Here is a 21,055-nt window from a genome sequence, read left to right as displayed (position 1 = left end):
TTATAAAGCCCTTATCATATTTACACTAGTAACACCAGTTGGATCTGGAATATCATCACTAGTTTTTCCTTCATTATGAAAACCACGTTTTTCATAAAATTTAATCAATTTCGGTAAACAAGTTAAAGATATAGCTTGACGATTTTGCTTTCTGGCCTCTTGCGTCATTGCTTCAATTAATTTTGTCGCTACGCCTTGTTTGCGGTATTTAGGCAAGACCGCTAAACTCAAGACCATTTGATAGCGATCATCTTTTTGATTAGGATGATTTTCAAAATATAATTCATCTTCAATATAGCGTTTATTAAAAGTAGGACCAAAAATATGACCAATTACTTTGCCATCTTCTTGTGCTACCAAAAAAGTATCAGGATAATTTTCAATTCTTCCAACCATATCATTTCTGGTTTGTTCCTTGGTCATCTTAAATGCAGCAGATTCTAGATTTACTACTTCTCCTAAATCATCCATCGTTACTCTACGAATAATCATGGTATTCACTTCTTCCTATCTTTTAATTAAAAAATATCATCATCTTGTTTTATCTGCAATATAAAAAAGCTACAAAAGTTAGTAACTCTTGTAGCTCATTATGTCTAATAAATATCTTTAACTCTTTTTTTCTACCTGTAAACTAATAAATTCACTTCAACTTTAAAAGCTTCGTTTCCTGGCATCTTTCCTGATTCGTGTTTACAGAACTTAAATCCCTTGTGCAAATATAATTCTTTTGCGGGATTACCCGTTAATACTTCTAAATAAACTGGCCGTTTCATTTTATTTAATGAAAACTCTATTAACTTACTCCCAACTCCTTGTTTTTGAAAACTTGGATCTACGTAAAGCCAAGCAAATTCATCATCACTAAACGCTACAAAACCAATAACTTTTTTATCCTTTTGTCCAACATAAATATTATACGAAAATAGATCTTCTTCATATGCTGCAATTTTTAAAGGTTTAAAAGCCCACTTAAATTAGCAGCTTCTAATTCTTGTTTTCTTGCTTGATCATGAATCTGACATAACCTATCAAAATCAACTTCATGATATTCTCTAATCTCTAGTTTATCCACGACAGTTATATCCTCTTTGCTTTCGCCCATTATTTCTATTTATTATGATAATTCTACCATTGGTAGCTCAGCAAAACGAGATCTTGTTACAGCGTAGCTTTACTTATTATTCTTCCACTTCAATCTGAGACGTTCTTTTTCATCTTTTTCTCGAAAATACGTCTTAACTCTAGGAACTACTTCTTCTCCATAAATTCTAATTGCGTTCATAACATCTTCATGTGGCATTGAAGCAATCGGTAAATGAAGATAGAATCGAGTCAAACCAAGCTCTTCCATTACTTTGATAATCTTGTTTGCAACAGTTTCGCTATCACCAACAAAAATTGCACCATTTTCTCCGACCGATTCAAGATATTGCTCATACGTCATTCCGTTCCATTGCGGTCTTTCCGTACTAATTTGATCAACTAACAATTTAGTAGGATAGAAATAATCTTTAATGGCTTTTTCTTTATCTTGATCTAACCAACCCCAAGAATGGGCAGCAATCGGCATCTTCGTTAAATCATTGCCAACTTTTTCTGCAACTCTTCTGTACAACTTAATTAGTGGTTTAAAGTGCAAAGGATCACCGCCAATTATCGCATAAACGATTGGCAAACCTAACTCTGCAGTGCGAATAGTCGATTCTATGCTTCCACCAGTAGCAACAGAAATAGGAATTGGCTTTTTTGTACGCGGATAAATTCCTTTATGGTCAACTCTAAGTGTAAATTTCCCTTTTGGCCAATCAAGAATTTCCTCTTTGTTCATTTTAAGCAGCATTTCGAGTTTTTCAATAAAAAGTTCATCGTAATTTTCTAAATCATATCCGAATAGATCAAATGCCTCAGTAAATGAACCTCTTCCTGCCATAATTTCAACTCTACCTGGTGCAATTGCATCCATTGTTGCGTATTGTTCGTAAACTCTAATTGGATTAATTGTTGGTAGATTTGTAGTAGCACTTGAAAGATGAATTTGCTTAGTTTTCGAAGCGGCTGCCGCTAAAATAATTTCTGGTGCTGAAACAGCGAAATCTTTGCGGTGATGTTCACCGATTGCAAATGCATCAATATTCAATTTATCTGCAAGAATAATTCCTTCTAATAAATCTCTGATTCTTTGGTCATGACTAATTGCTTTTCCTGTTTCTTCTAATGGTGTAGTTTCACCAAATGATGAGATAGCTAATTCAATATTCATTTTTATCAACTCCTAAATTTACTTACTTTTAGTAAGAAAAATAATAGCATATGATTTTTTGAAATGCAAGAGATGAAAAAACGTCTATATTTACACGGAAATATATGTAAATATAGACATCTTATGTATCAGCTCTTTAACAACCAATCAATCACGTTAATTTGTTTAACACCATTATCATCATAACTTCCTGGATCTTGAGTCAAAAGAATTAGAGTAATTATATATCTCATTAGGCCTTTGAAGAGATATACAATTGCTCTTTTCTTTTGGAGGAATTTATATGACTTGGATTTATTTAGTAATTGCAGGAATTTTCGAAGTTGCATGGTCAACGACGATGAAATTGAGCCAAGGATTTACTAAAATTGGTTGGGCAATTGTAACAATTATTGGGATGATAGCTAGTTTTGCAGGGTTAATTATAGCAACGAAACATTTACCAATTGGAATCGCGTATCCAGTTTGGACAGGAATTGGAGCTGTTGGATCAGTACTAGTTGGTGTATTCTTATTTCATGATCAAATGAATATGATGACATGGATTTTTGTCATTTTATTAATTGTTTCAATTATCGGAATTAAAACTACTGCTGGACATTAAAAATAATATTTATTTATTACTCTCTTGACTATAACGCAACGTTGCACTTTATACTGACTAAAATTGAATTAGGAGAGATAACAAAATGAAAATAACAATTTTTCTATTTCACCCCGACTTAAAAGAGTCCAGTGTAAACCAAGCGCTAATTAAAGATATAACAACAGAAGTTAAGAATATTTATGAACTTTACCCAGATGAAAATATCAACATTAAAGCAGAACAAGATGCCCTATTAAAAAGTGACCGGATCATTTTTCAGTTTCCAATGTACTGGTACAGCGTTCCCCCCACTTATGAAAAAGTGGTTTGATTTGGTTCTTGAACATGGCTGGGCTTATGGTAGTAAAGGCCACGCACTTGATAACAAGGAAGTGCTAGTTGCAGTCAGTACCGGTGCACATTTAGCTGATTATCAACTTGGTTCCAAGCAAAATCACACAATTAATGAATATCTATTACCTTTATTTACTACATTTACCTCGACTCGAATGAAAATTCTTAAACTAGCGTAACTACCGCTTAAACAAAGTCGTCATTTATAGTTAGCCGGTAGTGAAAACTTACTAATATCAATTCCTTCCAACTGCAAAAGTTGGATTTTTTTGTCAATTCCCCCACTATAACCGGTAAGATTGCCATTACTACCAATTACACGATGGCAAGGTACAATTAAAGCAATATGATTTCTACCTACTGCACTCTCTACTGCTCGAATGGGTAAATGATCTGCTCGCCCAGCTACTTTTTCTGCAATTTTTTTATAAGTAGTAACTTCACCGTAAGGAATTTCTAGTAAGGCTAACCAGACCTGATTTTGAAAATTTGTTCCAATTAAATGTAATTTAGGTAAAAACTTAGGATTCTTTCCTTCAAAATAGAGATCAAGCCATCTAATAGCATCATCTAAATATTTATTTTTACCAAGTTGATGATCTTTAGCTAAATTATCAGCATAAAAGCGATCAATACGAAGCCACAAGCCAGTTAAGCCTTGCTCATCACTAGCTAGTAAAATTTGACCAACAGGAGAATTATAATAAGCAATTTTTTGCATTTTACCACCTCTTTCCATTAATAGTGATACGTGATTTAGATAATTAAAATATCATTTTAATATCAAAAATTATCATAAAAAAGAAAAATGAGCTTTACACCAAAAAATGAAGCTCATTTTCCTACTTTTCTTCTAAATTTTTAATAGCTCTTACCAACAATTGATCGAACTCATCACGCTGCTTCTGAGTAGAGCCTTTGGTCATCTTACCTTCCATTTGGTTAAATTCTTTAGCAAAAGCAGCAGTTCGAGAATCAATATCCGCTATTACTACTGGCATTAATTTAATACGCTTTAATCTTGAATCATCTGAATCTTCGATTAATTTTACAGCATTTTTCTGAATCAGATGTTTTACTAATCCATTAGCCATTGGTCGCGTAATTCCCAAAACATCTGGCAAGTCACGCTGATACACAACTTGATCTTGATGATGATATAAATACATAACTACTTCAATTTGTGATTTAGTAAAAGGAACGCCCTGTCGTAATAATATTTGAGCAATCTCCTTTGACAAAAGAATATCTAATTTTTTAACTTTATTGATGTAATCATATATTTTCATTGATCTCACTATAATTCTGGTTTAGTTCTATTTTTTAAGATAAAAGTGAGTACAAAACAAATTAGTGAAACCACAGCAGCTGCCGCATTTTATCAGCTAATGATGTTCTGAAACTCATTACTTCCACCACAACTTAATCAAAGCTTGTGTTCCATCATTGCCCAATTTCTTTTGGTCAACCAAGATTTCATATAAATGCCTTGCTTCTTCAGTCGCAGGCAGATCTAACTGCATCTTATCAGCTTCTTATAAGGCAATACGCAAATCTTTTAAAAAATGTTTAGCAAAAAAAACAGGTGTATAATCACCCTGCAATATTTTTGGACCATATGAATCTAGACTAAAATTTTCTGCTGCACCAGACTGCAAGGTTTGACAAATTTGTTCTAAATTTAAATGTGCCGCTTTAGCATATACCAGCATTTCGGTCATGCCAGTCATGGTTCTCCAGCAATCATAATTTGATTAGCCATCTTAGCATGTTGTCCACTACCATAACTGCCAAAATAATTTAATTTCCTAGCAAAGGTTATGAATAAATCATGCAAATGATTAAGGTCTTCTTTATGGCCACCGATCATGGCCGTTAAAGTTCCATTTTTGGCGCCAATATCCCCATCAGAAACCAGAGCGTCTAAGATATGTAAGCCTTTTTCTTCACCAATTTGATCAATCTTTTGTGCCAGACTAGGTTTACTCGTGGTCATATCGACAACATATTGACCAGCTTTGGCGACAATCAAGATACCATCCTGACCAAAATAAATATCTTCAACATCTTTTGGAAAGCCAACCATAGTGAATAAAATATCAACTTTTTTAGTTAGTTCAGCTGGATTGTCCGCCCATTTAGCCCCATTATCCAAAACTTTTTGCGCATGAGCTTTTGTTCTATTATAGACAGTTACATCATAATTATTTTTCCGTAAGTTATTAATAATCCCTGTACCCATTACACCGATACCGATAAATCCAATTTTCATAATTTTTGTTTCCTTTAATTAACAATCTATTTAATTAGATGCTACTAAAAAAGAGGGATGCAATTAAGCCCCCTCTATTCATTCTAAAACTATAAATTTAATTCAAAAGCAACACGGTATGGATCAATTGGATCCATATTCTTAATATTGCCACGTTTTACAAAGCCAGCGTTTTCAACAATATGCCAAACTACGTCGTTAGTTCGAAAAGTATCAACGCGATAATTCCTTATGCCTTCCGCATAGTGCATTGAAATCAAACTGCTCATTAAATAGCTAGCAAGATGCATCCCGCGATACTTATCAGAAATTGCAACGCGATGAATGGTCACATAAGGATCAAGATCATTCTTCCATTTACCATCAATCTGCTTGTAATTAGGATCAGGTCCATCCGTAATTGCAGTATAAACAGCAATTTTCTGATCAACGATTAAGACCCAAGCGGCCCCGTCTTTAATATCGGCTGTAATAGTCTCAACATTGGGATAACCACTTTGCCATTGCGGATTTTCCTCTTCTTTTAAAAACTTTTTTGCCTCATCAATAATCGGCATGATTTGTTCAAGGTCATTTTTGGCTGCTTGACGAATATAAATTAGTGACATATTGTCTCCCTCCTTTAATAAAATTTTATTAAAGGAGCATCTCCTTTTTGAATTTAAAAACTACTCTTTATTAATTTCCGATAATCAAAAAATCCACGAACCAGTTAGTTCGTAGATCTTTAATAACTATAATAAATCAATATGACGTAGTTTTCGTTTTAAGCTCCCCTGCTTCTCTAACAGTACAAATTTACGCGATAAAGTTTCGGGAGTAGTGCCTAAATACAAGGCTAAATCTTTCATTTTTAGGGGCAAAGTAAATGAATTTTTATTCACTTGTTTTGCATAAGCCTGTAAATAACTCAATAGTCGATCTTCTACCTTAGGCAAACTTAATAATTGAATTTGCTTATGCATAGCACGTACTTTAATAATATTTTGTTCTAAGAGTTGAATACTTAATTCTGGCTTCTTTTTCATTAAAGCTAAAAAATCATTTCGGTTGAGTAAACAAATATCACTATTTTCTGTAGCTTCCACATAAGTATTCGTATTTGCTTCACCAAATAACCAGTTTTCACCCGCATAATCACCCGTCTTTAAAATCTGGGTAATATTTTCACGGCCATTTTCGTCTAAAGTATAAAGGCGGGCACCACCATGAGCAACAATTACTAAATTATTACTTGAAGTAGGATCCATTACTAATTCACCATTTTGATAATTTTGATGGTGAACTAGTTCTTCTATTTGCATTTGATCATTTATTGGTAATGCATTAAATAATGGAACTAAATGTACACATAACTCTGCCATCTAAAAACTTCCTTTAGTTAAAAATCATCGTCGTCATCATCTTCTTCAGTATATAATCTTTCACGCAATTCATGACCTAAAAAGTTTTGCGATTGACGGATTTGTTCCTTAATCCAGGCTAGCAGTTCAATCAAATTAGCACTCAATTCTGGCCAAGTTTCTTTTTGAGTTAAGGCAATTGCTTTAGTAATAAATAAAATTTGTGTATCAAAGTCTTTTACTAAAGCGAAAAGTTGATCTTGACCATTTTCGTACTTACTTGCTCCATTCTCCTCAAGCATAGTATATTCTTTAAATTGATCAGTAGTGGTAGGAATACTTTCGCCGTTATTAACTAAAATTTGATTTAACTGGTTAAACTCATTCTGTTCATATCTGATCCACTCATCAGCACGCTGTTCTAAAAATAAACTAGCCGACCCCTTGGCGAAGAACTTAGCTTGATCTATTTTCAAAGTATGGATTAATAAATTAGCAATAATGTGATCCACCATTGCACCCGCTGTAGGCGTATGATGATCAATATCACTTTGCTTTAATTCTGCCTTGTATGCTTCCTCAGCCTTCATTAGGCTAGCTCCTTTGCCTTTACACCCTTGACTTCATAGCCCATCTTTTCGATTGCTGTTTTAACATCGTCAACATTAGCCTTATCAGTATTCATCATGAACTTTAACTTACCGGCATTAAATAATACCTTGATTTGATCTGTACCATCGACATCTTCAACTGCCTTTTCAATCTTGGTTAAACAAGATGGGCAAGTCATGCCACCTAACTTCATCATTACTTTTTGCATAAAAATCTTCCTTTCTTATTCCTTACATGTTTAATGCTAAATCTTTTTCTTTATCAGAAAATTGATGGCCGTCAACTTTTCGATGATTTTTAATTAAACGCATGCCGTTTAAGATTACGACCAAGATACTGAATTCATGAATAAACATGCCATTAGCCATCTCGACATAACCTGTAAATAATCCAATAAACAATAACAACACAGTTAACAATGCAATCCCAATATTTTCATTCATATTTAAAACCGTTCGTTTAGAAATTGATAAAGCATCGGCAATTTTACGCAAATCATTTTTAACTAAAACAATATCTGAAACATCGACTGCAACGTCCGTACCGCTACCGATCGCAATAGCAATATCGGCATTAGCTAACGCCGGACTATCATTGATGCCGTCACCGATAAAGGCAACATGATGACCATTTTCTTGTTCCTTCTTAACAAATTGTGCCTTATCTGCTGGCAACATTTGCCCATGAATTTCATCAATTGGCAAATCAGCCGCAATTTGTTGAGCAGTTTCTTGATTATCACCTGAAAGCATAATCAACTTCTTAATACCTAGTTGCTTCAATTGCCTTAATGCAGTTTCTGCTTCTGGGCGAAGACGATCTTTAATGCCGAAAACAGCCAATTTACTTTGATTACTATTAGCTAAGACTACAACAGAGTTTCCCAAATTACTTAATTTATTAACCACTTGAGTTAATTTAGAATTAGCAAAGGTATTTTCCTCAATTAAAGCTAAATTCCCTAAATAATATTTTTCTCGATCCAAGTCAGCTATCATCCCGTTGCCCTTAACTGTCTTAGTCTCGATTTGATCAATCTTCTGCTCACTTAGTTTAGCCATTGCTTTGGCTAACGGGTGATTACTTTGAGATTCAATATTGGCAGCAAGATTAATAATTTCATCCTTATTACCACTCAAAACTTCAATTTTATTTACCTCAGGATGGCCAACTGTTAACGTACCGGTTTTATCAAAGGCAATCTCATCAACTTTACGAGCCGCATCCATTACTTGTGAGCCTTTAAACATCACGCCGTTCTTAGCCCCATTACCGATACCAGCGACAGTTGAAACGGGAACGCCAATAACCAAAGCACCGGGACAGCCTAGAACCATTACTGTAATCGTTAATTTGAAGTCTCTAGTAATTAAGCCTACGATAATCGCAATCACTAATACCGCTGGAGTATAGTATTTAGAAAAACGATTGATTAATTTTTCAGTATGAGACTTAGAATCTTGAGCTTCTTCTACCATTTCGATAATTTTACCAAAGGTAGTATCGTTTCCAGCTGCTGTAGTTTCTACCGTCAAGGTACCATCTTCTAGAATTGTTCCGGCATAGACTTGATCACCTTGTTTTTTATCAGCTGGTTTTGACTCACCATTAACATTGGCTTCATTTAAATAGCCTGAACCTGCGACAATTTCTCCATCAACTGGGACTTGATCGCCGGTTTTAATCAAAATCTTTTCACCAAGATCAATAAAATCTATGTCCTCTTCTTCCGTTGCTCCGTCATCTTGCAAAACCAACGCAGTTTTTGGCGCCATTTTAGTTAAATCAGACACAGCTTTACGAGTCTTTTTAAGAGTAAGTTCTTCTAGAACATCACCTAATGCAAAAAGCCAGGTAACAATCGCCGCTTCATTAAATTCGCCAATAACAATAGCACCAATTACTGCTAACGATACTAAGACATCAATAGAAACTAATTTTACTTTTAATGATGAAATAGCTGTTAACAAAATTGGAATTAAGCCAATAATTCCTACTATTAGCATCAAAACTTGATAAGCAGCATTGATATGGAATAACCACTTAGCTGTTTCCGCAAATAAAATCAGCACAGTATTAAGTGCCAAAATTATCTTTTGATGTTTAACAAAAAATTGTTGAATCTTTACCATTTACATTCTCCTTTGTTTTACATGTTTTAGTTTAGGAGAAATGAGTTTTACAAAAATTGATAACCATCAAGAAAAAGCACTTAATATTGTAAATTAAGTGCTCGTACTTTTAGTAAGATTATTTGAATTTAACTTTTTGTTTATTACGCTTCTTGATTTATTCGCCTAATATCGCATCCCTGCGTCAATCTAATGACTAACCAAATCATCGCGTAAGCAAGGATAAAAATAAATAAAGTTTGCCAATTAATCAACCAATTATTTAAAAACATCATTATTGAAAATAATGCAAGGGTTCCAATAAGATGAAAAATAAATGCTAGTAAATACGATAAGTCCGTTTTAAATAGAAAACTTAATTCGCCAATCAAATCACTGCAAATGAAGACGATAAAAACACTATTTATCGAAACAGCCGTTAACCAAAGGGTATCTATATGAAAAATAAATTTTAAAACAAAACCGATAATCACTAATTGCACGATTGCCCGAATTACGCTAATTAAAATATCTTTGGTTAATCCCAGATTTTCTTTTGCGGAAATTGCAATTGATACTAATACTAGCGCAAAAGCTAAAACTAAGGATAAGTTGCTAACCGTTACATTTTTCATTTACTAAGCCCCTACTTTTAATTTCTAAAACATTTTTAGCTACTTGAATTTCACTCTGATCATGAGTCACTTGTACAATAGTTGTCCCTTGTCGATGGACAGATTCAATCAAACGATGAACTATTTCTTTACTTTTTCCATCTAATCCCGTTGTAACTTCATCAAGTAATAGCACTTTGGGTAAGAAGACAATACTTCGAATTACAGCAACTCTTTGTTTTTCACCGCCTGACAAAGAATTTATTTCTTTATTTAAAAATTCAGCTGGTAAATCTACAATCTTTAATAATGAATCTAGCCTGACTAAATCTACTTCTTTATTTCTGATTTGATAGGGAAAAGATAAATTATCTTTAACAGTTTTGCCAAAAAGAACCGGCTGCTGAAAGCAGTACATTACTTGTCGACGATACTTAATTGGGTCTAATTTTTGAATATCGCTACCATGATAAAAAATAGTGCCCAAACTGGGACTGATTAAGTTCGCAATTAATTTTAGAATTGTACTTTTCCCGCTCCCGTGGACCAATTAAAGTTAAAAAGTCACCATTTTTTATCCCAAAAGATAGATTATTTAAAATAGTTCGTTTTCCCACTTGATAATTAACGTTTTTCAGTTCAATTATTGTCATTGATTATTTCTTTAAATCTTTTCTTTCAATTATAGTACTTTTGCATAATCAAGATTTAAGTGAAAAAGCGTAAAAAATAAAAGTTTGGAGCTAATCTCCAAACTTTTTACTATATTTTCTGTTCAACATCATGAATTTTAACCACTAATACTGCTCGAATCCAATCAAATTGTGCTTTCATTTGATCAAAATATGCGCCTTCATTAATAAATTGACCACTACCGTGAATATGATACCCGCGACCCATACCAGCGGTTCCTTGATAATTATAAGAACCAATCGTAATCGTTAATTCATGCTTAGGATCTTTCTTGAAATCCTGTTCAATTGAATGCATCCCAGCAGCCGGAATCAAAATAGTATCATCCGCAACCACATTAATATATTGTGACCAAGTATTAACCACACTAGCTGGATTGCCATTGATGGAAATAATCGTTGCTGGTCCTTTATCTTCTAAAACGTCTAAAAAATCTTCGTTCATTATCTTTGTCATAAATTCTACCTCCTAAAACCTTTCAGTTTTATTTTATTCCTTAATCCTGACAACCTATGTCAGAATTAGCAAATTAATATTGCTGAATTATTTCATTTAACTTTTCCAAATAGCTATCCTTTAATTCTTTTGGCTTTAATACTTTTACTTCAGAACCCAGAGATATCAAATAGTCGACTAAATAATGTAGTTCTTCCTTGTTATATTTACCATTCAGATATATTTTTCCATGCTTATGGTCAATTTGCATGATTGGGTATGAATTATACTCAACTTTTTGTTCACCGATTTGGGTTAACTGACATTGATAAGGGATGCAATAATGCTCCCGTTCATATTGCCGGAAGCTATCAAGTAATTGCTCTTTATTCATCACCGATTGTTTAGTATTTAGTAGCTTTACTGTTTCAAATTTATCAAGCCGCAAGACAAACCAACGTTTTAAATCCAAATTATAAGCATGACAAAACCAATTCCCTGCTTGGTAGAATATATCAAGCAACTGCAATTTTTGTTCTTCTTTAATAAACTGAAAATTTCGCGCTAAAATTACGCTATTATTCAGACAAGCTTTAAGTAGCAAAGTAAAAAAAGGTACTTCATTCAAGCTTGGCTGACTAATATAGTGAACAAATTCTTTTTGAAGACTAATTTGGTTTTGTAATTTTTGAGGTAGATTCTTTAGTAATTTAGTCTGAATCTTTTGATATTCGTTACTGTATGGCGTTTCACTAAGATTTTTTATTGCCTGTAAAGCGAAAAAGATAGCGTTGATCTCTTGCGTATTAAAACGGATGGGCAATAGTAACTTACTATTAGTAATGTAATAACCACCACTACGCCCAGTTTCACTATAAAAAGCTAAGCCTAACTGCTCTAGATCGGTAATATCTCGCAAAGCTGTTCGTTCAGAAATTGCAAATTTTTCTTCTAGTTCTTTTAAATGAAAGATCTTTTTATCGGTTAAGTATAGTAGTTCTTGATTAAGTCGTTCAGATTTTTTCATAGTTGTGCAAGCTTTCCTGTCAAAAAATGTCAGTCTTTTATTCTATAATAAAGCTGGTAGGCGTTCAGGACAAGGAAGGTCATACTATGGTAGATATTTTAACTAAACAAACCAGCAATCAAAAATTTTCATTTAAATGAAATTTACGTTGACAATGTTGAGGCAGCAAAAAAAGATTTAGGTGTTTTAGAAATCACGCCTAAAACCGCTAGTTACCTAGACCACCGAACTCACCCAATCTTTATGAGAAAGTTTGAGTTTTAGCAGTTAAATTGATAAGAATAATCAAAATCAATAATTAATTTCAAATTTTATACATAAAGAAACATCATAAATTCCAGTATCAATCCACCGAAATTTGTGATGTTTTGTTTATTCTTTTACCAGACGAATTTCACGGTCGAATAATTTACGCATCCCTTTATTGAAGTTATGTGCAATAAAAACAATCGTTGCTTTACTTTTCAGAAAATTCTTTAAAAGAGCCCTATAAATATCATTTGACAAAAAAGAAAAGCAGCTTTATGCCGAATGAGAATTAAATAAATATTCTTCGAGGCAGGGTGAAATTCCCGACCGGCGATAAAGTCCGCAACCCGCGCAAGCGGTTGAACTCTTAATGGTACCGATAGTTATAGTCTAGATGGAAGAAGGATAATTTTAATCTACGCTTATTTGCGTACTTGAATTATTTTTTAACTTGCATACTATTTCTGAACCTCGAAGTTTAGCTTCGAGGTTCTTTTTTTGTTCTGTTAGGAAGTGATTTAAATGGAAAAAGACCAATATTATATGAATTTAGCTTTACAAGAAGCTAAAAAAGGACGCTTCCAAACTTGGAAGAATCCTTTGGTTGGTGCTGTGATTGTCAAAGAATTGAAGATCAAAGAAATCAATTTGCTAACTAATAATCCTGATAAAATTGACCAATTAAACGATTACGGTATTAAGATTAATAAACGTATTCCATTAGAAATTGCACCTAATGATGTTGATCGTTTTTACCTACAAACTAAGAAAAAGAGATTTCATCATTTATTAGAACTCAAGGAGACTGAATATACTGGAAACTTCACTAATACTCATGGAAAAATCGCGATTGTCGTAGCTAAATTTAATGAAATTGTTACTAAAAATTTGGTTCGCGGTGCTAAAGAAACACTTCATCAATTCGGAATCCAAGACGATGAAATTGATGTCATCTGGGTACCAGGAGCATTTGAAATAGGCTTCACTGCTCAAAAACTAATTAAATCTGATAAATATGCTGGAATTATGACTCTCGGTGCAGTAATCAAGGGTGAAACTGATCATTATGCCATGATTATTCAAAACGTAACTAATGCGATTATGCAGATGAATTTACAAGCTAAAATTTCAGTCACTTTTGGTATTTTAACTACAGAAAATATTGAACAAGCTTTGCAAAGGGCGGGCTTAAAAGCAGGCAACGAAGGCTCTTCTACTGCCCAAAGTTTACTTGAAATGATCTCCCTCAATGAGCAATTGTAATTACTAACTATTTTATCCAAACACAACTAAATCCAACAAAAAAACTAGCCATGTTGTAAAAACATGACTAGTTTTTCTTGATAACTTATCTTTATTAATGACTAAATTAGAATCTTGCCATACCTAAGGCATGTTGTGCAGCTAAGTTAAGCAAACTCCATTGACGATCAAATCCTGGTTGGAAGAAGAAGTCTTGTTCAGCTAAGTCTTCCAAACGCATCTTATGACTAATTGCTAAAGCTAAAACATTGCCTTGAGCAGTAATATCATACTTGGAAAGTACTGCACCACCTAAGATTTGGTGAGTGTATGGATTAAAGGTTAAGCTGACATATACCTTAGGATTATCTGCTTCTGGAACATAAGCTGGACGCATGTTATCTTCATAGAAACTAGTTTGGTAATCAAGCTTATTCTTGGCTGCTGAGAATTGATTTAATCCAGCTGTAGCAAAATGATAGTCAAATACACTTAATGCTGAGGCACCAATAACACCTTTGAAGGCACGGTCTGGCTTATCCTCGAAGATATGATCGACCACATATTGAGCTTCTCTTCTAGTAGTAGTGGCTAAGGCAATTGGCATTGGTTTACCAGCTGGAATTGAAAGTGGCAAAATTGCATCTCCAATGGCGTAAACGTCCTTCACATTAGTTCTCAAGTATGGATCAGTCTTAATCCAGCCTCTTTGATCTAAGTCAACTACGCCCTTTAGCCAATCAGTGTTAGGCATTACACCTGCTGAAACGACAACTAGGTCAGCTGGTACATCGCCTTGATCGGTTTTTACGCTTTCAACTTTTCCCTTGCCGTTAAAGCCTTCGATCTTGACACCCATCTTCAAGTCCATATTTTTCTTAAAGGTAGGTTCCAAAACATCGAGTAATTCAGAATTAAGATAGGTTCCTAATGGGCGATCAATCATATCCATTAAGGTTACATGCTTGCCAGCTTTAGCAAATACTTCGCTAGCTTCGGTACCGATATAACCAGCACCAACAATAGCAACATTTTTAATTGCTGGATCGTTAACAGCACTCATCAACTTAGAAGCCCAGTCACGTCCACGCATCAAATAGATATTCTTGAGATCATTACCTGGCACAGGTAAAACTTTAGGAGTTACGCCTGAAGAAAGAATCAACCTATCATATTGGACTTCTTCTTCAGAATTATTAGTTAAGTCCTTAACTGTAACAGTCTTATTTTCAGGATGAATAGCAGTTACTTCATGGTTGGCATAAACATGACCGCCCTTCTTTTCAACATCTTCTGGGGCAAAGTTTCTAACGTCATCTTCTGCTGTAACTTTATTTTCTAAGTACAACTGCATCCCACAGGACATAAATGAAATAAAGTCGCCAGCTTCATAAACAGTTACATCTACATCATTATATTTATCTAACAGCTCAATTGCTGATTCATGACCACCATGTGAAGCACCAACAATTACAATTTTACGTTTATCCATAAAATCCTCCTAACACAATAGTTTCTTCTTTACAGTTTTAATGGCAACACTTATTATTTAATATCCATCATATTTTGCTCAAAACTAATGGACAAAAATCAAATTAATGTTGACATCTGTAAACGTAAATATTACCATTCATCTGTAACTTGTAAAAAGTAGGAAAGAGATAATTTCATGAAAAACAAACGAATTGCTGCTTTAATTGCAATTGCGATTTTTACCTTTATGACTTCCTTTAACTTAAATTCACCACTTTGGCTCTTCGTAGTTACTTCCTTATTTTACGGAGTCAGAATGGGACTCTTCCAATCGCCAAACAATTCAGTTATTATGTCTTCCGTTGACCAGCAATTCTTAGGGATTGCTGGTAGTGTTAATTCCTTAGCTCGTAATTTGCTGAATAATTAACTGTTACGCGTTTTGTAAAGAGCCACAAAAATAGATAGTTAATTGAAGCAGGTTTATTACCTGCTTTTTTATATAAAATGAATTACATTAAATCCAGTAATTGCTGTAATAGCAATCATGAAAACTGTATAAAAACTTTCCAATTTTGCTGATGAAATTTTCTGGTTCCAAACTGTACCAATATAACCGCCAATAATTGAAGAATGATCAACATAGGAATCATTTTCATATCAAACATCTGATATTGTGCACTAGCAACAATCGAAATGATTTTGGTAATTTGTGAGAAAAAGATCGTTGCAATTGAATAAACCGACGATTGCTTCATTGTGAAGTGAAAAATTATTACGAATAGAGATACATTAAGTGGTCCACCACCAATAGCCAGAAAGATTGAAATGGCTCCTAAAAATAAACCTACAAAGAAAGCTAAAACAATATTTTCCTTTATATTATTCATGGTTCATTTGCAGTTAACCGTGCCCATCATTTTGTTAAAGATCAGAAATGGTCTCATGATGTAAAATTATTAAATAAATTTATCGAAGCCGGATATCAAAATTTCAAGAAATAGCTATACCTAAAAGTATCTAAAAAAGTTTCTAGTTTATAAAAGCGAGCAATGATTTTCAATTTTAAAATGCATTGCTCGCTTTTTCTAATTTGATTATTTGGTTACTCCTAATCTCTGAATAAAAGTAAAAAGACAATGAATGTAAGTAAGTTTCCATATCTAGAAGAGAAATAAATTATGTAGTTAGTTAAATTCATATATTCAACTAGCTTAAATACTTCTAAGCTTCCTATCAAATAAAGCAACTAAAAGCATCAAAATAAGTAGTATTCCTGATCCAATAAAAATCTCAGCAGTAGACATAAATTTACTTATCACACTACTTAAACTTAGACCCGCAGGTCCGGCCAATCCGATCATCATTAAATAAAAACTAATTACCTTTCCTAAGTTTTTATGTTCAATCTTATCTTGAAGCAATGTTTGAACAGGTGCATCAATCCAAGGAATACATAACCCAGCAATAAAATTAATAATAATAAAGATTATAAAACCATAATGATTGCCGGGAAGTATACCAAAAATAAACAAACTTAATCCGATTCCTAGCACTCCAATACCTGCAGGTGTAAGTCGATGTGATAAATTATTTAAATTTCCCATACACAGACCACTTAATGCCATACCTAATGCAATTGAAACTTCCACTAACGGCGCATCAAATTTTAAAGATCCATGAAAATGTTCACTAGTCATAAGTGGATATAAAGCAGTTGATGGCACAATAATAGCTACGGAAAAAGCCTTGTAAATAATCACCCTATTCAGGCCAGTAACTTGAATAATACTATGAAGACCTTGTTTTAATTCGAACAGAAGGTGAAAGCCTCGTTGATTTGCATTATTAACTTCATTCCTCGGAAAGCATGTAATTATTACGGCACAAATACCTATTACGTTTGCAAGTCCTGATAGTAAAAGAATATAGTCTACTGGCAGCAATCCATATAATATTCCACCTAAAATCGGCGGAAAGAATTGATTAAGTGCTTGAAGCGAACTATATTGCCCATTTATTTTTAAAAGCTTATCATCAGGTACAAGTTCAGGTACAGCAGATTGAATAGTCGGATTCTGAATACTAATAGTAGTTGATCTAAGTAAATTTGAAATCAGAATTAGATCAATCGTTAGATTATTGTGGCTATTGATTGCCTGCAAAAATAGTAAAAGAGTAACAATAAGGCTGATTGTATCAGAAAAAATAAGTATCTTTTTCTTACTAACTCTATCTGCCATTACGCCAGCGAAGGGAGCAAATAATGCGATTGGTAATAAAGAAATTATTTCAGAAATAGATAAAATAGTGGCTGATTTCGAAATTGAGGTAAGATAAAAAAGCAAACTATAATTGACAGTTTCTGAAATAATAGTAGCTAGCCCTTGGCCAATAAATAATCGATAAAAGTTACTAGCCCATGAATAATATATATTTTTGTGCATGAAAAAAAACTCCTTACAGTTAAATTTGAGAACATAACTGCTTGGAGTTTTCCAAGGTATACGCGTAGTAAACTTAATCACTATTTTTTTCGCTATGTTATTAAGCATAGTATCATAAAACAAAAAAATATACAATAAGTTTTTAACGCAAAGCCTTATTTTCATTTAATCAAAAGTAGATTTTTCGCCCTCTAAAATTAAAAATGTACCAATAGGTATTAATATTAAAGAGGGCTATTTATCTTGCTTTGAACACATGATTAACTGTTTACCAAAGGTTTTACGATCCTTGATAATTCTTAACATCACCTGTGCTACATCACTACGATAAGTTCGAGGTGCACCTGGCATCTTGTATCCCGAATCAGCATCCCTAACTAAAGGATTTTCAGTCTTTTTGCCATTAAACAACGGACCAGGATGAACGGTAGTCCAGTTTAAATCAGAATTCTTAAGTTGACTTTCACCCGCTTCATGGTCAGAAAAATTACCTTTCAAAAATCCTTTGGCTCCCATACGGTAAGGATAACTGGTATTGGCTAAAGTTGTACCAACACCTAATGCAGAAAGACTAATTAATCGTTTGATTTTTGCTTGATCCATTGCCTTAATAATATCAGGTATTGCAAAACTAAATAATTTACCACTACTGTTAGAAATTGGATTACCTAACGTTACTAATACAGCGTTACATCCCTTCATTTCAGAAGCCATTTTTGCAACATCATCAAGTTGTCCTTTAATTACTGTTAGCTCAGGATCATTTATATTTAACTTTGACGGATTTCGAACGTAAGCAACTAATTCATCATTACGTGTTAAAGCTTGTTTAACTATTTCAGATCCTGTTCTACCTGTAGCACCAATTAAAAAGAGTTTCATTAGCTTCTCCTTCCTATTAACTAAAAATTGTCTTCAATCCAATTCATAATATATTCAGTTCCAGTTGCATAGCCACCCATTTGCGTATGTTGCTGAGCAGTTGAATTTTCATCAAACAGTAAGTAGTCCTTAGGACAGGTTAAAGCATCATAAAACTTTTTCGCTGCTCCATGAGTAACCTCTGCGGAACCGTCTAAAACTAAAGTTTTAGTTTTAATATTTTGTACAATTTTTGTATTATCAAATTTCTTTAATTCTTTAATTATAGTTTTATTATTTGCTCCATGCTTCCATTCATAGTCTTTTAAAACAAAGTCAATCATATTAGGTCGAATCATCGCTGGTATTTTAAGTGCTTTTTCTAACCGTTTAGCAATCATGCCACCCCAATTCATATTACCAGGATCTGAAATAATAAACTTTAATCGATTATCAAAAGCTGCACCACGCGCTACTAAAAAGCCGCCAAAGCTCATACCCATTGCTCCGATTTGTTCTGAATCAACTTCCTCTTGTTTTTGAGCGAAATCAATAACTGGTCCTAAAACATTTCCAAAGTCTGGTCTAAACTTTAAGTCTTGCAGTCTTAATGCCATCCCTTGTCCAGGTCCATCAAAAGTTAGGGCATGAATTCCGCGCTTAATTGCCGCGTCAGTAACCCAAATTGTATCATCTGCCCAAGTATCCCGTCCTGGAATTACGATTAATAATGGTGCCTTTTTATTTTTAGCAAACGGCGAGCGGTAAAAATGACCTGGTAAATAAGTATTTTCATAAGGAATTCTTATTGCTTCACCAGGATAACCATTTAACTCTAAAGCACGGTCATAACAGTCTTTACTTCTTTGAGAAAATTCTTGCATTCTAGGGTCCTGCCAATCACCAAAATACATTAGGGATACACGCCAATAAGTAGAAGCCCGCAGATAACTACTACCAGCACTAATTAGTTTGCCGGCTTTTTCAAACTTATGCGCACGGCTCTGTAAGTTTGCTGCCATATTACTCCAGGCATTAATCCAGCTTTGTTCATCACTTTCTTTAATATTCATAATGATTTCTAAGACTTCACCTTCATCGCTCATGCGATATGGCATTAAATCCATCACATGCTTGATTAATGCATCTTGCAACATGTTTTTACTATATTTATATTCTGACCAATGTTTCTTAAAGATTTCTGTCATGGGTTATTACCTCTCTTCTTAATTGTTGATTCAATCTTAGAGAAAAAAGGACTATAATTTAACTACAAAATGAGATGGAGTGTTGCATTTTGAATAAATATCATAAGAAAAGCAAAAAAACTGATCAAATAATAGAATCTGCACTATTAAAATTAATGGATTCACGTGATTTAAATAAAATTACGATGAATGAATTAGCTGACATGGCAAATATTAATCGTGTTACTATTTATCGCCATTTCAACGATAAATGGGCAATTATTGAGCAGATTGAAGCTAGGCTTTTTACGGCATTAAAAAAACCACATCAGAAAATGCTCGATCAACTAGCATTAAAATCTGATAATGGTATTGAATATCTAACTAATTTTTTACAGGTCTTCAAAGACAACTTAGTAACAATTCGTATTCTGATTTCCAGTCATGGTGACCTAAGTTTCTCAACCAAGTTAATGGACCATTTGTTAGAAATGGAAGGATTGTCACATTCATTGATGCATTTACAAGCAAATAATGACTTACAAGAACTATTTTCTTATTACAGCATTTCTGCATTAATTGGAATTATTCGTTTTTGGACTATCCACCCCAACTATTCAGCCAAAGAAATGGCTACTTTTTTCTTTAAAATGCGAAACGGAGAATTAACAAAACTAAGTTAATCAAAAACATGGAAAAAACGCTGATTCAATATTGAATCAATGTCTTAAAATACAAAGCTAAGTAGTCATGTCTTAACTTAATGACATTTCTCATTGATTAATATATTACTGCAGAAAATATATTAAAAATTAAAATAATTATTGGTAGTATGAATATGATTTATAGTGCACTTCTACAAAAAAAGAATTGAAAGCAAAGCTTTCAATTCTAGTGAGTGGGTATTTAACTACTAAACTAAATTTTATTTAAAACGAATGATTGTTTATCTTTAGTTATATCGTTAATGCTAATTGTATCATCAATCACGCCTTCATCACTAACTAAACTCAAAACATTATTTTTCGCCTTTAATTTTAAACCAGAGGCTAGCATGCTAATTTCTCTTTCTCCAGTAAATAAAGGGAGGTTAAACTTATTTTTTAGCTCAATTTCATATAATGGATCTTCCTCATCAACAATAATTAGTTGAAAAGCTAATACGCTCGTACAGCTCCCAACATTTGAGTATTTATTAACCCCATCATTTAAATCAGGGTTAAATTATTATACTTGAACTGAATAAAAATCACATTTTGGTAAAAATGTTCACCCCTTTACCAAAA

24 protein-coding genes, 6 pseudogenes and 1 riboswitch are annotated in these 21,055 nt (G+C 33.4%); of the genes and pseudogenes, 7 read left to right on the top strand and 23 right to left on the bottom strand.

From position 1 onward, the window contains the following. The 4 genes and pseudogenes from AB5359_RS02680 to AB5359_RS02665 all read right to left on the bottom strand — a co-directional run bounded on the left by AB5359_RS02680 (nt 1) and on the right by AB5359_RS02665 (nt 2,496). Nucleotides 1–492 (bottom strand): GNAT family N-acetyltransferase, encoded by a 492-nt coding sequence (locus tag AB5359_RS02680; protein WP_048687029.1) that lies wholly within the window; start codon nt 490–492, stop codon nt 1–3. Between the two features lie 131 nt (nt 493–623). After that, a pseudogene (locus tag AB5359_RS02675) lies at nt 624–1,105 on the bottom strand (GNAT family N-acetyltransferase). A 69-nt stretch (nt 1,106–1,174) separates the two neighbouring features. Next, nucleotides 1,175–2,263 carry an LLM class flavin-dependent oxidoreductase gene (locus tag AB5359_RS02670; RefSeq protein WP_048687031.1) on the bottom strand — a complete coding sequence of 363 codons (1,089 nt, stop codon included), beginning with the start codon at nt 2,261–2,263 and terminating at the stop codon, nt 1,175–1,177. A 128-nt stretch (nt 2,264–2,391) separates the two neighbouring features. Further along, nucleotides 2,392–2,496 carry a hypothetical protein gene (locus AB5359_RS02665; protein ID WP_048687033.1) on the bottom strand — a complete coding sequence of 35 codons (105 nt, stop codon included), beginning with the start codon at nt 2,494–2,496 and terminating at the stop codon, nt 2,392–2,394. Between the two features lie 50 nt (nt 2,497–2,546). Between AB5359_RS02665 and AB5359_RS02660 the strand changes: the two genes are divergently transcribed. The 3 genes from AB5359_RS02660 to AB5359_RS02650 all read left to right on the top strand — a co-directional run bounded on the left by AB5359_RS02660 (nt 2,547) and on the right by AB5359_RS02650 (nt 3,382). Next, nucleotides 2,547–2,867, top strand: a complete 321-nt coding sequence (locus AB5359_RS02660) for a multidrug efflux SMR transporter (RefSeq protein WP_048687035.1) — start codon at nt 2,547–2,549, stop codon at nt 2,865–2,867. A gap of 85 nt (nt 2,868–2,952) precedes the next feature. Continuing rightward, nucleotides 2,953–3,180 carry an NAD(P)H-dependent oxidoreductase gene (locus AB5359_RS02655; protein ID WP_368280184.1) on the top strand — a complete coding sequence of 76 codons (228 nt, stop codon included), beginning with the start codon at nt 2,953–2,955 and terminating at the stop codon, nt 3,178–3,180. Then, nucleotides 3,164–3,382, top strand: coding sequence for an NAD(P)H-dependent oxidoreductase (locus tag AB5359_RS02650; RefSeq protein ID WP_077410386.1), 219 nt, complete (start codon nt 3,164–3,166; stop codon nt 3,380–3,382). Before AB5359_RS02655 ends, AB5359_RS02650 begins: the two co-directional genes overlap by 17 nt. Nucleotides 3,383–3,402: 20 nt before the next feature. Here the strand turns inward: AB5359_RS02650 and AB5359_RS02645 are convergent, their stop codons facing one another. The 13 genes and pseudogenes from AB5359_RS02645 to AB5359_RS02585 all read right to left on the bottom strand — a co-directional run. Then, nucleotides 3,403–3,924, bottom strand: coding sequence for a methylated-DNA--[protein]-cysteine S-methyltransferase (locus AB5359_RS02645; RefSeq protein WP_020807824.1), 522 nt, complete (start codon nt 3,922–3,924; stop codon nt 3,403–3,405). Nucleotides 3,925–4,045: 121 nt separating this feature from the next. Next, nucleotides 4,046–4,492 (bottom strand): MarR family transcriptional regulator, encoded by a 447-nt coding sequence (locus AB5359_RS02640; protein ID WP_368287189.1) that lies wholly within the window; start codon nt 4,490–4,492, stop codon nt 4,046–4,048. A 117-nt stretch (nt 4,493–4,609) separates the two neighbouring features. Continuing rightward, nucleotides 4,610–5,475, bottom strand: a pseudogene (locus AB5359_RS02635) (NAD(P)-dependent oxidoreductase). Between the two features lie 89 nt (nt 5,476–5,564). Continuing rightward, nucleotides 5,565–6,083, bottom strand: coding sequence for an N-acetyltransferase (locus AB5359_RS02630; RefSeq protein ID WP_048687044.1), 519 nt, complete (start codon nt 6,081–6,083; stop codon nt 5,565–5,567). Between the two features lie 126 nt (nt 6,084–6,209). After that, nucleotides 6,210–6,839, bottom strand: a complete 630-nt coding sequence (locus tag AB5359_RS02625) for a Crp/Fnr family transcriptional regulator (RefSeq protein ID WP_020807827.1) — start codon at nt 6,837–6,839, stop codon at nt 6,210–6,212. Nucleotides 6,840–6,856: 17 nt separating this feature from the next. Next, nucleotides 6,857–7,408 carry a hypothetical protein gene (locus AB5359_RS02620; RefSeq protein WP_003648812.1) on the bottom strand — a complete coding sequence of 184 codons (552 nt, stop codon included), beginning with the start codon at nt 7,406–7,408 and terminating at the stop codon, nt 6,857–6,859. Next, the gene (locus AB5359_RS02615; protein ID WP_048687045.1) at nt 7,408–7,638 is read right to left on the bottom strand and encodes a heavy-metal-associated domain-containing protein; all 231 of its coding nucleotides are present in this window, start codon (nt 7,636–7,638) and stop codon (nt 7,408–7,410) included. Before AB5359_RS02615 ends, AB5359_RS02620 begins: the two co-directional genes overlap by 1 nt. A 22-nt stretch (nt 7,639–7,660) precedes the next feature. Beyond that, on the bottom strand, nt 7,661–9,562 hold the full coding sequence (locus AB5359_RS02610; protein WP_048687049.1) for a heavy metal translocating P-type ATPase: 1,902 nt from the start codon (nt 9,560–9,562) through the stop codon (nt 7,661–7,663). 143 nt (nt 9,563–9,705) lie between these two features. Continuing rightward, entirely contained in the window at nt 9,706–10,176 is a 471-nt protein-coding gene (locus tag AB5359_RS02605) for an ABC transporter permease (RefSeq protein ID WP_180374226.1), read from the bottom strand. Continuing rightward, nucleotides 10,157–10,808: pseudogene (locus tag AB5359_RS02600) on the bottom strand (ATP-binding cassette domain-containing protein). Before AB5359_RS02600 ends, AB5359_RS02605 begins: the two are co-directional and overlap by 20 nt. A 109-nt stretch (nt 10,809–10,917) precedes the next feature. After that, entirely contained in the window at nt 10,918–11,304 is a 387-nt protein-coding gene (locus AB5359_RS02595; protein ID WP_003648806.1) for a hypothetical protein, read from the bottom strand. Nucleotides 11,305–11,377: 73 nt separating this feature from the next. Further along, nucleotides 11,378–12,310: a YafY family protein gene (locus AB5359_RS02590; RefSeq protein ID WP_048687050.1), complete on the bottom strand. Its 933-nt coding sequence runs from the start codon at nt 12,308–12,310 to the stop codon at nt 11,378–11,380. A gap of 372 nt (nt 12,311–12,682) precedes the next feature. Further along, nucleotides 12,683–12,793 (bottom strand): annotated as a pseudogene (locus tag AB5359_RS02585) (ABC transporter permease); the annotation flags it as partial. Nucleotides 12,794–12,855: 62 nt separating this feature from the next. Further along, a riboswitch (FMN riboswitch) is annotated at nt 12,856–12,969 on the top strand. Between the two features lie 112 nt (nt 12,970–13,081). On the opposite strand from AB5359_RS02585, the pseudogene AB5359_RS02580 reads away from it, so the two are divergent. Next, nucleotides 13,082–13,267: pseudogene (locus AB5359_RS02580) on the top strand (riboflavin biosynthesis protein RibA); the annotation flags it as partial. Between the two features lie 135 nt (nt 13,268–13,402). Continuing rightward, the gene (gene ribH, locus AB5359_RS02575; RefSeq protein ID WP_048687108.1) at nt 13,403–13,822 is read left to right on the top strand and encodes a 6,7-dimethyl-8-ribityllumazine synthase; all 420 of its coding nucleotides are present in this window, start codon (nt 13,403–13,405) and stop codon (nt 13,820–13,822) included. A gap of 106 nt (nt 13,823–13,928) precedes the next feature. Here ribH and AB5359_RS02570 read toward each other — a convergent pair whose 3' ends face one another. Then, nucleotides 13,929–15,293 (bottom strand): FAD-dependent oxidoreductase, encoded by a 1,365-nt coding sequence (locus AB5359_RS02570; RefSeq protein ID WP_048687053.1) that lies wholly within the window; start codon nt 15,291–15,293, stop codon nt 13,929–13,931. Between the two features lie 177 nt (nt 15,294–15,470). Between AB5359_RS02570 and AB5359_RS02565 the strand changes: the two genes are divergently transcribed. Next, nucleotides 15,471–15,704, top strand: coding sequence for an MFS transporter (locus tag AB5359_RS02565; protein ID WP_368287188.1), 234 nt, complete (start codon nt 15,471–15,473; stop codon nt 15,702–15,704). Nucleotides 15,705–15,819: 115 nt separating this feature from the next. Here AB5359_RS02565 and AB5359_RS02560 read toward each other — a convergent pair whose 3' ends face one another. From AB5359_RS02560 to AB5359_RS02545, 4 genes are all read right to left on the bottom strand, one after another. Next, nucleotides 15,820–16,164: an anion permease gene (locus AB5359_RS02560; protein WP_008470808.1), complete on the bottom strand. Its 345-nt coding sequence runs from the start codon at nt 16,162–16,164 to the stop codon at nt 15,820–15,822. 324 nt (nt 16,165–16,488) lie between these two features. Beyond that, entirely contained in the window at nt 16,489–17,721 is a 1,233-nt protein-coding gene (locus AB5359_RS02555; RefSeq protein ID WP_048687056.1) for an MFS transporter, read from the bottom strand. Nucleotides 17,722–17,955: 234 nt separating this feature from the next. After that, on the bottom strand, nt 17,956–18,603 hold the full coding sequence (locus AB5359_RS02550; RefSeq protein WP_003647328.1) for an NAD(P)-dependent oxidoreductase: 648 nt from the start codon (nt 18,601–18,603) through the stop codon (nt 17,956–17,958). Between the two features lie 20 nt (nt 18,604–18,623). Continuing rightward, nucleotides 18,624–19,790: a S9 family peptidase gene (locus tag AB5359_RS02545; RefSeq protein ID WP_048687059.1), complete on the bottom strand. Its 1,167-nt coding sequence runs from the start codon at nt 19,788–19,790 to the stop codon at nt 18,624–18,626. Between the two features lie 89 nt (nt 19,791–19,879). Between AB5359_RS02545 and AB5359_RS02540 the strand changes: the two genes are divergently transcribed. Beyond that, nucleotides 19,880–20,452, top strand: a complete 573-nt coding sequence (locus AB5359_RS02540) for a TetR/AcrR family transcriptional regulator (RefSeq protein ID WP_077410393.1) — start codon at nt 19,880–19,882, stop codon at nt 20,450–20,452. 235 nt (nt 20,453–20,687) lie between these two features. Here AB5359_RS02540 and AB5359_RS02535 read toward each other — a convergent pair. Beyond that, nucleotides 20,688–20,972: pseudogene (locus tag AB5359_RS02535) on the bottom strand (iron-sulfur cluster biosynthesis family protein); the annotation flags it as partial. Nucleotides 20,973–21,055 lie beyond the last annotated feature (83 nt).

It is taken from the genome of Lactobacillus sp. RTP31084st1_F9_RTP31084_210423, from assembly GCF_040919545.1.
Taxonomy (GTDB): Bacteria; Bacillota; Bacilli; order Lactobacillales; family Lactobacillaceae; genus Lactobacillus; species Lactobacillus paragasseri.
The sequence above is the reverse complement of the archived record's forward strand: the minus strand, read 5'-3'. Positions and strand labels throughout refer to the sequence as shown.